The 15,268-nt window shown below is 43.9% G+C and carries 15 protein-coding genes, 1 tRNA gene and 1 pseudogene; 8 read left to right on the top strand and 9 right to left on the bottom strand.

The features are described from left to right. Nucleotides 1–2 precede the first annotated feature (2 nt). From GNF10_RS28315 to rfbD, 4 genes are all read left to right on the top strand, one after another. Nucleotides 3–1,058: a glycosyltransferase family 1 protein gene (locus GNF10_RS28315; protein WP_311774228.1), complete on the top strand. Its 1,056-nt coding sequence runs from the start codon at nt 3–5 to the stop codon at nt 1,056–1,058. A gap of 97 nt (nt 1,059–1,155) precedes the next feature. Beyond that, on the top strand, nt 1,156–2,232 hold the full coding sequence (locus tag GNF10_RS28310) for a glucose-1-phosphate thymidylyltransferase (protein ID WP_185582312.1): 1,077 nt from the start codon (nt 1,156–1,158) through the stop codon (nt 2,230–2,232). Between the two features lie 116 nt (nt 2,233–2,348). Then, nucleotides 2,349–2,894 carry a dTDP-4-dehydrorhamnose 3,5-epimerase gene (gene rfbC, locus GNF10_RS28305; RefSeq protein ID WP_185582311.1) on the top strand — a complete coding sequence of 182 codons (546 nt, stop codon included), beginning with the start codon at nt 2,349–2,351 and terminating at the stop codon, nt 2,892–2,894. A gap of 172 nt (nt 2,895–3,066) precedes the next feature. Next, the gene (gene rfbD / locus GNF10_RS28300) at nt 3,067–3,960 is read left to right on the top strand and encodes a dTDP-4-dehydrorhamnose reductase (RefSeq protein WP_185582310.1); all 894 of its coding nucleotides are present in this window, start codon (nt 3,067–3,069) and stop codon (nt 3,958–3,960) included. Nucleotides 3,961–4,027: 67 nt separating this feature from the next. Here the strand turns inward: rfbD and GNF10_RS28295 are convergent, their stop codons facing one another. Next, nucleotides 4,028–4,768: a 2-phosphosulfolactate phosphatase family protein gene (locus tag GNF10_RS28295; protein WP_185582309.1), complete on the bottom strand. Its 741-nt coding sequence runs from the start codon at nt 4,766–4,768 to the stop codon at nt 4,028–4,030. A gap of 335 nt (nt 4,769–5,103) precedes the next feature. Here GNF10_RS28295 and GNF10_RS28290 point away from each other — a divergent pair, with 335 nt between their 5' ends. Together GNF10_RS28290 and GNF10_RS28285 are read left to right on the top strand one after the other, a co-directional pair. Then, nucleotides 5,104–5,523, top strand: coding sequence for a BlaI/MecI/CopY family transcriptional regulator (locus GNF10_RS28290; RefSeq protein WP_185582308.1), 420 nt, complete (start codon nt 5,104–5,106; stop codon nt 5,521–5,523). Next, on the top strand, nt 5,523–6,362 hold the full coding sequence (locus tag GNF10_RS28285) for a M56 family metallopeptidase (RefSeq protein ID WP_185582316.1): 840 nt from the start codon (nt 5,523–5,525) through the stop codon (nt 6,360–6,362). The genes GNF10_RS28290 and GNF10_RS28285 overlap by 1 nt, the downstream gene beginning before the upstream one ends. Before the next feature lie 102 nt (nt 6,363–6,464). On the opposite strand, the gene GNF10_RS28280 is transcribed toward GNF10_RS28285, so the two are convergent. The 3 genes from GNF10_RS28280 to GNF10_RS28270 form a co-directional block, all read right to left on the bottom strand. Next, nucleotides 6,465–6,833 (bottom strand): hypothetical protein, encoded by a 369-nt coding sequence (locus tag GNF10_RS28280; RefSeq protein ID WP_311774227.1) that lies wholly within the window; start codon nt 6,831–6,833, stop codon nt 6,465–6,467. 182 nt (nt 6,834–7,015) lie between these two features. Beyond that, the gene (locus tag GNF10_RS28275) at nt 7,016–9,424 is read right to left on the bottom strand and encodes an ATP-binding protein (protein ID WP_185582307.1); all 2,409 of its coding nucleotides are present in this window, start codon (nt 9,422–9,424) and stop codon (nt 7,016–7,018) included. Between the two features lie 2 nt (nt 9,425–9,426). Beyond that, on the bottom strand, nt 9,427–10,503 hold the full coding sequence (locus GNF10_RS28270) for an AAA family ATPase (RefSeq protein ID WP_185582306.1): 1,077 nt from the start codon (nt 10,501–10,503) through the stop codon (nt 9,427–9,429). Between the two features lie 226 nt (nt 10,504–10,729). Here GNF10_RS28270 and GNF10_RS28265 point away from each other — a divergent pair, with 226 nt between their 5' ends. Continuing rightward, nucleotides 10,730–11,515, top strand: coding sequence for a hypothetical protein (locus GNF10_RS28265; RefSeq protein ID WP_185582305.1), 786 nt, complete (start codon nt 10,730–10,732; stop codon nt 11,513–11,515). Here the strand turns inward: GNF10_RS28265 and GNF10_RS28260 are convergent. The 5 genes from GNF10_RS28260 to GNF10_RS28240 all read right to left on the bottom strand — a co-directional run bounded on the left by GNF10_RS28260 (nt 11,512) and on the right by GNF10_RS28240 (nt 14,726). Then, nucleotides 11,512–12,690: an aminotransferase class V-fold PLP-dependent enzyme gene (locus tag GNF10_RS28260; RefSeq protein ID WP_221643510.1), complete on the bottom strand. Its 1,179-nt coding sequence runs from the start codon at nt 12,688–12,690 to the stop codon at nt 11,512–11,514. The two genes, GNF10_RS28265 and GNF10_RS28260, sit on opposite strands and share 4 nt — an antisense overlap. A 24-nt stretch (nt 12,691–12,714) precedes the next feature. Beyond that, nucleotides 12,715–12,786: transfer RNA gene (locus GNF10_RS28255), tRNA-Asn, on the bottom strand. A gap of 146 nt (nt 12,787–12,932) precedes the next feature. Then, nucleotides 12,933–13,484: an NYN domain-containing protein gene (locus GNF10_RS28250; protein WP_114082779.1), complete on the bottom strand. Its 552-nt coding sequence runs from the start codon at nt 13,482–13,484 to the stop codon at nt 12,933–12,935. 278 nt (nt 13,485–13,762) lie between these two features. Then, nucleotides 13,763–14,440, bottom strand: coding sequence for an ABC transporter ATP-binding protein (locus GNF10_RS28245; protein WP_114082780.1), 678 nt, complete (start codon nt 14,438–14,440; stop codon nt 13,763–13,765). Between the two features lie 13 nt (nt 14,441–14,453). Continuing rightward, entirely contained in the window at nt 14,454–14,726 is a 273-nt protein-coding gene (locus GNF10_RS28240) for a hypothetical protein (RefSeq protein WP_012410874.1), read from the bottom strand. Nucleotides 14,727–15,071: 345 nt separating this feature from the next. On the opposite strand from GNF10_RS28240, the pseudogene GNF10_RS28235 reads away from it, so the two are divergent. Next, nucleotides 15,072–15,268, top strand: a pseudogene (locus tag GNF10_RS28235) (photosystem II D2 protein (photosystem q(a) protein)); the annotation flags it as partial.

Here is a 15,268-nt window from a genome sequence, read left to right as displayed (position 1 = left end):
TAATTAACCTTTCATTTATACTTACTAAACCTACAGGGACTACGACTTATGCTTTTAATCTTTTACCTCACTTAAAATCACTTCACCCAACACTTTTAACTTCACAATATTTTCCTAACTATAATTCCTATCAAACTCCTGTAAATCAAACGTCAGAACAAGGTATTAAAGGTCATTTACGCCGCCTGAGATGGACACAATTTAAACTACCAAAAATTTATAATAGCCTCAAATCTAGTCTTTTATTCTCCCCACTTCCAGAAGCACCTCTTTATACCAATTGTCGTTTTGTAATCACGTCTTTTGACATGATACCGTTGCGCTTTCCCAAACGCTTTTCACCACTCATACCTTACCACCGCTACTACACTCCCCAAGTTCTTAAGCAAGCGCAACACATTATTTGCATCTCCCAGACTACGGCTGAGGATATCACTAACTTTTACGGAATTCCTGCAAACAAAATTACGCCCATTCCCCTCGCTTACGATCGCACTCACTTTCGCCCTCTCAATCTACCCACCCGCAACTACTTTCTCTACATTGGCCGCCAAGAGCCTTACAAAAATATACAGCGGCTGATCGCTGCTTTTGCTGCGTTACCAAACTGCAAAGACTATGAACTATGGTTAGTAGGACCCAGTGATTCGCGTTACACCCCAACTTTAAAATCGCAAGTTGCGGAACTATCTATAACTAATCAGGTAAAGTTCCTAGACTATGTACCATATAGCGAATTGCCAAAAATCATCAATGAAGCGATCGCTCTGGTTTTCCCCAGCCTCTGGGAAGGCTTTGGTTTACCTGTCCTCGAAGCAATGGCTTGTGGCACTCCTGTCATTACCTCCAATCTCTCCTCCTTACCAGAAGTGGCTGGAGACGCGGCGATTCTGATTGATCCATACAACACTGGAGAAATTACAGAGGCGATGCAGGCGATCGCAACTGATTCGGCACTGCGATCCCACCTTTCTAGCCAGGGTATCACTCATTCGCAACAATTCAGTTGGGAAAAAACAGGAAAAGCAACCGTCGAAGTATTATCCCGTTACATATAAAAAATAACTAAAGCGAGAATTTAGATACCAGGATTTAGGATTTTGTCCAGATTTCAGATTATCTTGACTATTGACTCATAATTAATCCTCAATCCCTATGAAAGCACTAATTCTTTCTGGCGGTAAAGGTACACGCCTACGTCCCCTAACTTATAGCGGAGCCAAACAACTCGTACCAGTTGCTAATAAACCTGTTTTATGGTATGGCATTGAAGAAATGGTCGCTGCTGGGATTACTGATATTGGCATTATCATCAGCCCAGAAACTGGAGCAGAAGTCCAAGGGAAAACCGGAAATGGAGAATACTTTGGAGCAAACATCACCTACATTGTCCAAGAGCAGCCGCTCGGACTTGCTCACGCCGTCCAAATTGCCCATCCCTTTTTAGAAAATTCTCCCTTTGTCATGTATTTGGGCGATAACCTGATTCAACTAGGGGAGTTACGTTACTTTCTGCAACAATTTAGTCAACAACAGCCAGATGCTCTGATTCTCTTGCGTTCAGTTGCCAACCCTAGCGCCTTTGGTGTGGCTGAGGTAGATGATACAGGACGGGTATTACAGTTAATTGAAAAACCCAAAGTTCCTCCTTCAAATCTGGCATTAGTAGGGGTTTATTTTTTTTCTTACCTCATCTTTGATGCGATCGCAAATATCCAACCTTCTGCCAGAGGCGAACTAGAAATCACTGATGCTATTCAATACCTAATTAATCAGAATAAGCAAGTTTTAGCATATAATCTTCAAGGTTGGTGGCTTGACACTGGTAAAAAAGATGACTTATTAGAAGCCAACCGATTGATTCTCGATACCTATCTGACAGCATCAGTTCTTGGCGAAATCGATGCCCAAAGTCAGATTATTGGACGAGTCCAAATCGGGGCAAAATCTAAAGTAATTAACTGCACAATTCGGGGGCCAGTAGTCATTGGTAGCAATTGTCATTTAGAAAACTGCTTTATTGGCCCTTATAGTAGCATTGCCAACAATGCGACACTTGTTGATACTGATTTAGAACACAGCGTGATTTTAGAAGGCGCTAAAATTGCCGGAATTCATCAGCGCATTATTGATAGTGTGATTGGGCAACGGGCACAATTGACTCTTGCACCTCGCCGCCCCAAAGCCTTACGATTTCTAATTGGTGATGACTGTCAAATTGAACTAACCTGATTTACTTGTTGAAAAGAGGAAAAGCCACGGTCGAAGTGTTACCTACTAGCTGTAAAATACAAGCATTAAATTACTCTCACAATTAACACTGTGGTGGGTTACTCAAAATAATATTGATGAGTATCGTACAGACCAAAATTCCTGAAGTTATACAACTCGAACCCAAGGTATTTGCAGACGATCGCGGGTTCTTTTTTGAAGCCTACAACGATCGAAAATTTGCCCAAGATACTGGTATTATTGCCAACTTTGTCCAAGATAACCACTCTTGCTCTAAACAAAACGTTCTGCGGGGATTGCATTACCAAATTCAACAGCCCCAAGGTAAACTTGTCCGGGCTATTGTTGGCACTATCTTTGACGTAGCTGTAGATATTAGAAAAAGTTCAGCTACCTTCGGTAAATGGGTGGGTTATGAACTCAGTGCTGAGAACAAACGCCTACTATGGATACCACCAGGCTTTGCTCACGGGTTTCTTGTGCTTTCAGAAATAGCCGAAGTTCTCTATAAAGCTACAGATTACTACGCACCCCAAGGCGATCGCACAATTTTATGGAACGATCCAGATTTAGCGATAGATTGGCCTGTGGGTGGGACACCGATTTTATCAGCTAAAGACCAAGCCGGGAAACCTTTGAGAACTGCTGAAGTATTTGATTAAGTAGTCATTGGTCATTGCTCATTGGTCATTGGTCAGATACCCAGCCTCTTGCTATACCCTAAGCTTACTTTTATAGTGTGCGGAAAAACTTTGTCTTTCATCGAACTAATTCAAACCACGTTAAAGAGTGGGCGTGGCTTCTCTTGGACAAATGACAAATGACAAATGACAAATGACTAAATCAATTTTGCTGATTGGTAGCAACGGTCAAGTGGGTAAGGAACTAGAACAAATCCTCTCAAGCTATGGCGATGTTATCTCAGTAGCACGCCCAATAGTAGACCTTGCCCAACCCGATAACCTCCGCAACTTTATTAGAGCAAAGCAGCCGCAAATTATCATTAACGCTGCTGCTTACACTGCTGTGGACAAAGCAGAAAGCGAATCCGAACTTGCGATCGCTATTAATGCTACTGCACCCCTAATTATTGCCCAAGAAAGCCAAAAATTAGGAGCTTTTCTAATTCATATTTCAACCGATTATGTTTTTGATGGTAATGGGTATCGCCCTTACCAAGAAACCGATGCAACTAATCCATTGAGTGTTTATGGTAAAACCAAGCTTACTGGAGAAGAAGCAATTCGGGAAGCCTGCGCCCATCACCTCATCCTCCGTACTGCTTGGGTTTATGGAACCTTTGGGAAAAGTAATTTTGTCAAAACAATGCTGCGACTAGGAGCAGAGCGCCAAGAACTCCGTGTTGTCGCCGATCAAATTGGTAGCCCGACTTGGGCGCAAGATATAGCCGCAGTCATCGCCCAGACGATTCCCCAGTTAACCCCAGAAATTAGTGGCACTTATCACTACACTAATAGCGGCGTTGCTAGCTGGTATGACTTTGCAGTTGCCATTTTTGAAGAAGCCCAACAGCTAGGCTTCCCTTTGAAAGTTGAACGGATTGTCCCCATTACATCTGGCGAATATCCTACACCAGCCAGTCGCCCAGCCTATTCTGTGCTTGCTTGTGGAAAAATTTCAGCAATTCTAGGGAATTATCCCCCCCATTGGCGACAAAGACTTCGGCAAATGCTCACAGAATTGAGAATTGGGCATGGGGAATTATGAGAGAGGTGACAGGTGGTATGGAATAATCTGTACCCTGTAACCTATTCCCTTCTTCACTCCCCATTCGCTATTTCTTTTGACTTTTTAATACTCCCGTTTCATGTTGTATTGGCAAAACATCTAAAATATCAGTTTGGGAACAATATTTTAAATCATCTAGACAGTCAAGACGCAACAATCGTTGGCCGTGACTAGCTTGGTGGAATAATCCTAATAAGTTATCTTGCCACTGAGAGTAAAGAGCGATCGCACCAACCACTTCATCGTTACCAGCTAGTTCTTCTGGTGACAACTGTGTTTGTTGTAAAATACTATGAGCGATCGCACCCGCACAAACTGTATCCTCTAAAGAAAAGCTACCTTCCCAACCGGAACCGACAATCCACACTGTCTCTGGTTGCTTCTCCAGAATAAATTGCACTACCGCCGCCCGGTTAATCAAGGCTGCTGCTAATAGATTTGGGGAGTCTTGTACCCGTTGTAAAGCACGAGTGCCATTAGTGGTACTGATAAACAACCGTCGCCCCTGCACTAATTCTGGTGTGCAATCGAGGGGAGAGTTACCCAACTCAAAGCCAGGTACTTTCGCGCCACCGCGTTCTCCAGCTCGCAGCCGTTTTTCAGCGGGCCATTTTTCGCTAACTTCAACTAACTTATCTAAATCGCTGAATACTTGTACAGCTTCGCCTCCAGCTGCCAAAACTGTCGCTATTGTGCTAGTAGCCCGCAAAACATCGACAGCGATCGCACATTCTGGCGCTTTACCCGTTGGAGTCAATTCAGGAGTGTGGTATACAAATAGCTTCACGTGCTGGATACACCTGCTTTAATACAACTGCCGCAAATAACATTCTACCCAGTTGGTGACACTAACTATAGTTACAATTACTCTCAGGGATTTTTTGAGCATCAGAATGCACTATGTAACCCATTCAATATATAAACACTCAAAAAGTTTACTTTTATGCCTATAGACTTTCAGACTTACTGCATTATCCTGTAATCTAAAACAAGAACAGACTTTCTAAAGCTGTATTTGGCATTCCAAGTTAGCACCACTACGCATACTGACTAACCTAGCCAAATAAAAACCGAAATTTTCACCTCCACTCCGCTTATCCAAAATCTCAAATCGAAATCGCTATGGCACCTTTACCAGACTACCGCCCTAAACAACTATCTTTAGGCCCCTTAGAAGCGGAAATTTTAAATATCATCTGGGAACTTGGTTCAGCCACAGTCAAGGATGTACACGATCGCATTTTGACCGATCCCAACCGCGAATTAGCCTATACTTCTGTCACTACCGTTTTACGTCGCCTCACTGATAAAGGTTGGTTAGCCTGCGATAAAAAAGAGCGGGCATTTTATTGGCGGCCAATGCTGAGTAAGCAGCAATCAGATGTTATCAAAGCTCATGAGCAGTTACAGCGATTTCTGGCGGTGGGGAACCCCGATGTTATTGCAGCCTTTGCTGATAGTCTGGATGAAGCAGCTAGTGAGCAAATAGCAGCGATCGCCAAACGGATTCAATCTGCACGCCAAGCCAGGGAGGAACAATGATGCATCTGATAATGATTTTGAATGCTTTGGCAGTCGCCTGGTGGTTAAGATCCGCTTGGAATCAACATCAAGGCAGTTGGAGTCGGCGGTGGCAGCGATCGCTATTTTTGTTCCTCTTCCCGCCCTTGCTAATTTTCATGACTGCGATCGCTGTGCTGTTCATGGGGCCTCAAGGGCAAATGGGCGGCATGTATACAGGCTCAATTAGCTATTTACTAGCATTAATTTATTTGGCATTTTTTGCCATTTCATGCATTAAACTTGCCTTCCAGGGTTGGCAGTCTGTAGAATCTGCCCGTAACTGTCCTTTAGTAAATGTTGGCGATAGACGAGCCAGACTGCTGCAAACAGGCGCGTTGTTTGCTGGTCAAATCGGTTTTTGGCAACCAGAGCTAGTGGTTAGCCAAGGATTAGTACAAACTCTCTCACCGGCTCATTTAGAAAGCGTCTTAGCCCATGAGCAAGGGCATCACCATTACAGGGATACGTTCTGGTTTTTCTGGCTGGGTTGGGTACGTTCTTGCACCGCATGGTTGCCAAATACAGAGCCTTTGTGGGAAGAACTGTTAGCTTTGCGCGAACTTCGTGCTGATGGTTATGCAGCATTGCAGGTAGACCCTCTGGTGTTAGCAGAATCACTTTTATTAGTGGTAAGTAGCAGCCCCGTTTTATCAGAAATTTGCTGTGCTGCATTGGGTTCCTCTGGTGCAGATCGTTTAGAACAAAGAGTAGAAGCTTTATTAGCACCACCAGAAGCAACCCCAGAAGCTCAATTACAATCCTGGCATGGCTTTTTGTTGGCGTTCCTGCCTTTACTGACTGTGATATTTCATAGTTAAGTTGAATTTATAGCAGGGAACAGGCAATAGGCAATAGGCTTGCAAGTGTCTTGATGTCGGCGTTTTACGATCAGTTTATGTTCTAAACGTATATTTCAACTGCTATAAAAAGCTACTACAGCCCAAAGCTGCAACGGTAGCGACATGGGTCGTGTCTGTAGCAACTTCTGCCTTCCCTGTAGTAACTTCTGCCTTGACGTTTCCGTGTTTCGCGCAGGCTGTAGCAACTTCTGCCTTCCCTGTAGTAACTTCTGCCTTGACGTTTCCGTGTTTCGCGCAGGCTGTAGCAACTTCCGCCTTCCCTGTAGTGACTTCCGCCTTGACGTTTCCGTGTTTCGCGCAGGCTGTAGCAACTTCTGCCTTCCCTGTAGTGACTTCCGCCTTGACGTTTCCGTGTTTCGCGTAGGCTGTAGCAACTTCCGTCATGACTGTAGCGACATTGGTTATGTCTGTAGCGATGTCGGTTGCCACATCACGATGAAAATTTTGAATATAGCGGTTCCCAATTGCATGAAATACAGACCTAACCCCCAGCCCCTTCCCTTCAAGGGAAGGGGAGTAAGATTCAAAGCCTCTCTCTTTTTAGGAGAGAGGTTTGGAGAGAGGTCAAAAATGTACTGCACCCAAGCGAGAACCACTATAGGGTTGTTATATTACTCTTCTTCTAGCAACTGTTCTATATATTTTTGTACTAAAGGCACTTGAAAAGCATTGCCTTCTGGAGTCAAGATTTCTTTTCGCGTTAGTTTGCGGACAACGCCTTTGTCTTGCTGTGTGGGAGTTTCCCCGTAGATTATCCGGCGCAGGAGAGAGCGATCGCTATCTGCTAAACTCCTCCATAATTCCCGAAAATACTGATCGCCTCGCTCAAGTACAACAGGTATAACTTCTTGAACATCCTGTGCAGTAGCTATTGCTGTATCTGCTTCTCGCCTGTTTCTTCTGATATCGCGGTTTAGCAACTCCACCACCTCATAACACACCAGCTGAACGAGATAAGGTTGACAGCGAGTAAGTTGGATAATTTCATCTACAGCAGTTGGTTCATAGATATTGCGGAAGTTCTCTACTGGCTGTTGAATCAAATCGCGGGCTTCTAACTCGTGCAGGTAAGTCATCCGCAAAGCACGGGTGTTAATTAGATAGTCACTCCAGTAATCATCAAGTTCAGATAACTCCTGTGAACCACTAAAAAGTAAAATCCACTTGCGTTGGTGTTGCAGCAGGTTACGGATAAAATTGAGCGGCGCACGGCTGCTTGTTGCTTTCACTACCTCACCCAGGCGTTCATATTCATCTAAACAGAGAAGAAATTGCTTACCAGAGTTGTTGCGTTCTATTTCTGCTAACCAAGTTTGCAGCGCAGGAAATGGATCTTCAGCTAGTTTATTGGCATCTGGATTAGGCAAGAATACTTTGCGGGGTAATCGCCGTGCAGCTTCGATAATTTGTTGAGCTAAATTCTCAGCCAATCCTTTTAACGTTGTGGCTGATGCTGCTCCTTGTAAATCTATCAGCAAAGGTACAATATTTGCTTGTATTCTGTAAGGGAGATATTTCAGCGCTGAAGTTTTCCCTGTTCTCCGTCCACCATAGAGTAACAACACTGGCGGTTGCTCAGAAAGCGCCAAAGATTCGATTTCCCGAAATATGTCAATTCGCCCTTTGAAACGATTCTTTGCTGTTTTGGGGTCTAGCGAATTACCAGCAATATAAACTTGCCGAATTTCTTTTGATTGCTGTGCCTGTTCCTCTAAAGTGCGTTGCGCCGTTTCTAATATAGTTAGCCAGCTTTGTGCAGTGTTACCAAAAGAGACAGCAACGCGAGCATCTTTTGTCAAAGCTAGACTTTGCCCCAGTTGGCGTAATGCATTGATGGGAATGTTCAGTAACTCATATTTACGATAATGTGAAGTTGCTTCCTCTGATGCCCGTACATTCTGGCTGATTTCTAAAAATTGGGGTAGTACAGTGCCAAGTTCCTTTGGTGATGGTGAGGGAATCCAAGCTAGTTGGTTGGCAATCTCTACAATATCGCTCAACCTTTGACAACGGTTGACAATATCTACAGCAATACCAGAAATTGCCTGTGCTGCAACTTTTTGCTGATTGGTGGATGTAATTAGATAATTAATAGTCTCACGGGCAGCGATTGGGTCCTTTCGATAAGCCTCTACAATCATCACATCCATGAAAGGCAGAGGCAAAATAATCAATTCATCAAAGCGAGGCGGCAGATATCGCAAACAATTTACCCGCTTTCCATTGCTAGACAACAAGAACAGGGTGAGTATCCATAGTAATTCTGGCAACCAGAAGTAAACCCGCAACACACCCAAAATCCACACCACGCCGAACCCCACGCCGAATGCCACACCTACTGCCACACCTACTGCCACGCCGAACCCCACGCCTAGCACCACACTCAACACCACGCCTACTGCCACGCCTACGGCCACACTGAACACCACGCTTACCGTCACGCCGAATACCACACCTACCGCCACGCCAAACACCATGCCTCCTGGCAGGCCTCCTGCCAGGACTCCTCCCAAGCCTACTGCCACGCCTCCCGCCAAGCCTATCACCAAGCCTACCGCCCCACCGAACGCCATACCGAACGCCACATCGAACTCCACGCTTGATAAAAATTGATATGTTAAAAACATGCTAAGGACAGCAACAAGCAAAATAACTAGCCTATTTTTATTACCACCACGGTTTACAACTCTTCCTATAAACCAGCCCACCAAGAAAATACAGCTTTTAAACCAGTTAAATGACTCACCACTAATAAGAGTGTAAACTGGTGCTACCAGGAACACGGCAAACATCGGGACTACAGCAGTTAGCCACCAAACTTGCCCAGCATAGCGACGCAGGCGGGGGTTAGTACGAAACTCAGTCCGTTTAGCAAAGGGGTCATCTGTCGGCTTTAGTTCTGGATGGATATCGCGCAGCCAACGTTCAAAGGTAAAAGGCTTGAAGTAAATCCAATACAGCAGGCGCACACATTCAGCCACATAATTCCAAAAGCCTGATGCTGGAGACGTGTTACTCATTGCTACTTTATCCCCAGCTTGTCGCGCACATAATCCCAAACTTCATTCCAGTCCACCACACCCACCAAAACCAAAACTGGTAAAAGCAGCATGACTAACCCAGTAATCCAGTTGCCGATATCACCTACAGTTACACCAATGAATTGGGGTATCTTACCTAGACGCACTGGTAAATCCCAAACTAACCGACGCAGCCATAATTGCCATCGCTGTCCCTTGGATGGGGATTTAGCTTTAGTAAGCTGTAGTTCAAACTGCTGTTTAGCCCACTTGATTGCCTTGCCTTGTTGACGTGCTTCCCACAAATAGTAACCAGCCAATTGCAACTTGTAAGGATGACGATCGCCCCATTGCTGGGCATGATTCTGTTCGTCTACACTCAAAGCTGCACCATTTGTAGAGCGAGTTGGTAAGCGCGACAGTTCAATAGCCTCGTCTGTAGTTAGTTCATTCAAAGAAATCGTGTGACCAATATTGAAAAAACTAGAGACAAACCGATGCTCGTTAGCATAAACATCCAGTTGTTTACGCGAAGCCACCACTAGCATCAAGGCATTGCTATCCATCAGCGATCGCAAATTGTCATAAAATCCATTATCGAATTTATCGGGATATTTCAAAAGGCTTTCAAAATCATCCAAACAGAGAACGGGTAGCTTTCCTTGCTGTTTCCATTGCTTAACCGCATCTGAAAAAGCTTGCCGATTAAGCGGTTTAGTCTTCCAACAATTTTGCAGACTGCGTTGTTGCCATCCCTGAACGTGATTCAGTAAACCTTCAGCCACAGCCTCATAGAAACCCGTTTCAGTTTGGCAATCTACACCCCGTAACGGTAGGTAAATTACCACATAACTATTGCTGTTGTTTAATACTCGCTGCTGCCAAGTCAGAACGAAATAATGCAGCAACGAAGATTTACCAATGTGCTTCTCGCCAACTATATTAATACTTGTAGGCTGATCGCCCTTCATCCGAGATGCGATCGCGTGTAATTCATCTTTACGACCGACAAACAGCCTGGGATCTTCAATCATCCCCGCAGCTACAAAAGGATTGGCAGGCAGCGCTCCAGAAGTCATGTAAAGCGTTATCCTAGTTTCAGCAATTTAAGTGCAATCACCTAAAAGAATAGCACTAGCCCGATAATGTCTTTGCGATCTAGTTCTTGGGTATGTGGTTTTGCCATATCATGACAAGCCACAAAGCTTTTTAACACGAGATTTAAAACTAAATCATTTCAATCTGTGATACGGAAATCTAAATTTTGTGTGTAGGCTGCTTTGAGTAAAGACTACAGTTACAACAATGAGACTCAAAATCTTAGAGCAAACTCAAACATTATTGAAACTACAACTTAAGCCAGCAGCCATCCTCTACTGGTTCTTTGGCGGATTATTTGTGGCAGGAGGCGTTTTATTGATCGCGACACTGGCAAAGACAACTACATTTACTTGTAATCGGGTTGAACCTACTCAAGAAAGTTGCCAATTAATCACCAAAAGTATTTTAAAATCTCAAGTTAAAACTTGGAATCTCAAAGAGGTGATAGGTGCAAAACTAGACACTAATACTACTGGGAATAGTTATCCCTTGGTACTTATGACAAGTAATGGTTCAATTCCGATAGATTTAGTAAATGCAGACAGCACTCACAAGGAATCAAAGGCTAGACAAATTAATGCCTTTCTTAAAAACTCACGAGAACCAAAATTAACAATTCATGAAGATAGTCGTTTGTGGACTTATCCTCTAGGTTTATTCTTGATTGCAAGTGGTGCTGTATGCATTATTTATATGCTGATGAATGGCATAATCATTTGCATTTTCGATAAAACCCTTGACAAAGCGACTATCGAACGAAAAGGTTGGCTTGGGCAAAAAGTTACTGAAGCTAAACTCTCAGAAATATCAGGGCTGAACATGGATGCAGTCACAATTGACACAGTAACAGGCACAAGTTCAACTAGTTATAATATTGTCTTAAACTTGGTATCTGAGAAAAATATTTATTTGGCTGCTGGCCCAATGTTTACTGCTACAAGTGCAGAACAAACCATTGATGCGATCGCCAGTTTCCTGAAACTAGATTAACCTGAAAGCAACCCCTTTAGAACCCTTCCTAAATACTCATACTGCTCTAAAGTATTGTAAATCTGTGCCGAAATCCTTACCAACAGCCGAGGTTTTTCCGGCCACGGCATCACCTGCACTTGAATACCAAACTTATCAAACAATTCATCATGTATAGACATGAAATCGCGATTTTCCAAAGTCGCAGGCATTGGCACAACCGCCATTGAACCAATCATCTCCTTTGGACAAGGCGGCTGCACCTCCAGCGCTTCACAAAGTAGCTGTCTTCCCTGCAACACTAGCTGATGATTTTGCTGTCTCAATTCTGCCCACCCACCAGGTAGCAACGAACCCATAAAAGCGATCGCTTCTGGCACACACATATAAGCTGTAGGATCGTCTGTACCTGTCCAGTCAAATTCCAACTGAAAGCGGCTTTTATCAGTGCGTGGCGAATTTGTCCCGTGGCTAATTGTCAGAGGACGAATTTCTGACTGTTTATCTCGTCGCACATACAAAAATGCTGCCCCTTTGGGCGCACACAGCCATTTATGACAATTCCCGGTGTAATAAGTTGCGCCAATCTCTCGCAAATCGAGGGGAATCATTCCAGGCGCATGTGCCCCATCTACCAATGTATTTACACCCCGTTGTTGCAACTCCTTCACCAACTCTTGAATCGGGAAAATTAGACCTGTCTGGCTGGTAACATGATCCAAAAGTGCTAATCGTGTTTTTGGTGAAACTCGCTCAATTACTGCTGCAACTACTTGCTGTGGCGAGTCAATCGGGAAAGGAAGTTTTGCCACCACCACCCGCGCACCAGTGCGACTGGCAATAAAATCAAGTGCATTGCGGCAAGCATTATATTCGTGGTTAGTTGTAAGTATTTCGTCCTCTGGTGAAAACGTCAGCGACCTTAACACCGAATTAACGCCAGTCGTTGCATTGGGGACAAATACCAAATCCTGCACATCAGCACCCACAAACGCCGCCAGCTTACTTCTGGCATCATCTAGCAGAGGTTCCCACTCCCTACCAAAAAAGCGTAGGGGTTCCTGTTCTAACTGCGATCGCAATGTTTGTTGAAACTCCAGCACTTGTTTAGGACAAGCACCAAAAGACCCATGATTCAGAAAAGTCACAGCCGAGTCAAGCGACCATAAGTCTGTGATGGATAATCTAGAATCCAAAATTTAAAATCCAAAATTGATAAACTCCCCAGGCTGGATTCGAACCAGCGACCAATCGATTAACAGTCGATCGCTCTACCACTGAGCTACTGAGGACCACTCACGATTTATAATAGTAGGGCTAAAAATAAGATTTGGCAAGTACTTTCGCCAATATTTTTTTTTAGATGCTTAATTTAGATAATTTTTGAAGCCAAAATCCATTCAGGAACTTAAGCAGAGACTCTTAGATACTAGATTATCTACTGTAATCCCATTCGTAATTCAGCCAGACGCTGCCGTGCTTTAGCATCAATAGCATTAGCTAAAAATCTACTCTTCGATTGCTTGCGCGTATGATATTTTTGTCGCATCCGGCAGACAGTAGCTTCCACTTCCCCACAAAGTTGTTGCGCCGACAACCATTCAGCCCCATACCCCTGTATCATCAACTGCTGCGCCCGATCTGATGTAGCAACAATCACACGAGAAATTAAAGATTGGGCTATTTGGTGACGAAAAGAAGCACAGGATTTTTCAATGTAAGTATCTGCCGTCTGCCCAAAATCAGTGTAATAAACTGATAAAAGCTCAGTAATTATTTCTTTATTGCTAGAAGAATTCTGATATTGGGCATCAAAAACTATCTGAGTTGTATAACCTTGAAACGCACTATAACCAGTCATTGCTTCCACAAGTTCGCCCCGTGCGGCCTCTAATCCAACGCTATCACGCGTTTTTTTAAGGCAAGGCCAAGCGCCTATTATATTGTAGCCGTCCACTAACAAAACGGCTTGGAGTAAGGAACGGGGCATGGTTTTTAATCACAATTTTCTAGAGTTAACAAAATTCATTCATAAGTTTTATAATAATTGATGCATTGTCTGTAACACTATGCTACACAGAATAAAAAATACGGCAACCTCATAAAACTACAACCTAAGATAGACGCACCAACTTAAAACGCGCCTTTATTTAAAAGGCGCGTTACAGTTCTTTCTTAGTAGTATTCAGGAGTGCTAAGTACAATGAATTGTACTTATTCACTCAGCACTCATTACTCAGCACTCATTACTCAGCACTCAGCACTCAATTAAGATGCTTCGCTGTGTACCTCCATTAGACGTTGTTTAAGGCGTTGGGCTTCACCTTTATCTACCAGAGAGCCTTTTTCTAACAAAAAAGCGCCGTCACAGTAATTTAACTCGTCTAATCGATGTGTTACCCACAAGGCTGTGATCCCTCGACTTTTGACAAGACGACGGACACTAGCAACTAAATCTAACTGGCTATCTGGATCTAGTAAGGCAGTGGGTTCATCTAATAATAAGACTTCACAGCGACGGGCGATCGCACCTGCGATCGCCACTCGTTGTTTCTGTCCGCCAGAGAGTGCATAAATAGGTCGTCGTTGGAGGGTAAGCAAATTTACCGCTCCCAGCGCCTCCTCAACCCTGGCTCTAGTGGCAGCAGGTGGCAACTTTTCTTCCACCAATCCAAAAGCCACATCAGCACCAACCGTTGGCATTACCAGTTGATGATCTGGATTTTGGAAAACAAAACCAACGGGGTGCAAAACCCGAATTTCACCAGATTCAGGAGCCAATAACCCCGCCAGCAGTCTAAGTAACGTTGATTTTCCACTGCCATTTGTACCCAAGAGCATCCAAAACTCACCCTTGGGTACTTCTAAAGAGCAAGATTTGATAACTTTCTCTCCATTTGGCCAACTGAAATTTAAATCCTTGACCTCAATGCCCACTTGAGCCATTTGTCAACCTTGGTTACTCAGCAGCTACAGCGAAAAATCCAGGTGGTCTGCCACCACCAGGGGTTGTACCATCTTTCTGAACAATCTGCACCCCAGAAATTTCACTAGCGCGGACAGCAATTTTCTTCTCTGTCTTACCCTCACACTTGAGTTCCACAATGTCAGGATTCCCAGAGCGAATTGCTGCCAAAATTAGCTGATATACAGCCTCCGCATCCTCTGCTGACTTACGTTGTACTGAGATAGGGAAAGCAGTGTTTCTGATGCTTAAATCGATGGTAAACATTTAGCAATAATCAAATTTAACTGTGGACTCATTTTAGCGTCAGCTGAGTGATTCTAGGGAAATGGGCATTAGAAGAGGCAGAGGGCAGGGCGCAAGGGGGAGAATTCAAATTACCTCTTTCCTCTCTGCTCCTCTGCTTTATCTACCTCATCTGGATAAAAAATTAATTTTTATTACAAAACCCCTAGAAAAATTAGCGATTTACACCTAATATGATTAAAGGTGTGTAAAAAATTGTAAACTTGGTTAACAACCCGGTTAACTTTCTGCTTATAGAAGGCTTTTATTTCGCCATCTATAATACAGATACAACCTGTACTTATAAACATTTGGAGATTTGCTCTAATGACCATCGCAGTTGGACGTGCCCCTAGTAGAGGGTGGTTTGACGTTCTAGACGACTGGCTCAAGCGCGATCGCTTCGTATTCGTAGGTTGGTCAGGGATACTGTTGTTCCCCTGCGCTTTCCTAGCACTAGGCGGTTGGCTGACCGGCACCACCTTCGTCACCTCTTGGTATACCCACGGATTAGCCTCCTCCTA

Source organism: Nostoc sp. UCD121 (assembly GCF_014222285.1).
Classification (GTDB): Bacteria; Cyanobacteriota; Cyanobacteriia; order Cyanobacteriales; family Nostocaceae; genus Nostoc.
Note: the sequence above shows the minus strand (reverse complement) of the source record. Positions and strands in the feature narration are given on the sequence as shown.

Bases quoted from the DNA above. Each gene is read 5' to 3' on its own strand.
- GNF10_RS28275 (WP_185582307.1), bottom strand. From the start codon at position 9,424: ATGAGTAACACGTCTCCAGCATCAGGCTTTTGGAATTATGTGGCTGAA.
- GNF10_RS28290 (WP_185582308.1), top strand. From the start codon at position 5,104: ATGGCACCTTTACCAGACTACCGCCCTAAACAACTATCTTTAGGCCCC.
- rfbD (WP_185582310.1), top strand. From the start codon at position 3,067: ATGACTAAATCAATTTTGCTGATTGGTAGCAACGGTCAAGTGGGTAAG.
- GNF10_RS28250 (WP_114082779.1), bottom strand. From the start codon at position 13,484: ATGCCCCGTTCCTTACTCCAAGCCGTTTTGTTAGTGGACGGCTACAAT.
- rfbC (WP_185582311.1), top strand. From the start codon at position 2,349: ATGAGTATCGTACAGACCAAAATTCCTGAAGTTATACAACTCGAACCC.
- GNF10_RS28265 (WP_185582305.1), top strand. From the start codon at position 10,730: ATGAGACTCAAAATCTTAGAGCAAACTCAAACATTATTGAAACTACAA.
- GNF10_RS28240 (WP_012410874.1), bottom strand. From the start codon at position 14,726: ATGTTTACCATCGATTTAAGCATCAGAAACACTGCTTTCCCTATCTCA.
- GNF10_RS28310 (WP_185582312.1), top strand. From the start codon at position 1,156: ATGAAAGCACTAATTCTTTCTGGCGGTAAAGGTACACGCCTACGTCCC.
- GNF10_RS28285 (WP_185582316.1), top strand. From the start codon at position 5,523: ATGCATCTGATAATGATTTTGAATGCTTTGGCAGTCGCCTGGTGGTTA.
- GNF10_RS28245 (WP_114082780.1), bottom strand. From the start codon at position 14,440: ATGGCTCAAGTGGGCATTGAGGTCAAGGATTTAAATTTCAGTTGGCCA.
- GNF10_RS28270 (WP_185582306.1), bottom strand. From the start codon at position 10,503: ATGACTTCTGGAGCGCTGCCTGCCAATCCTTTTGTAGCTGCGGGGATG.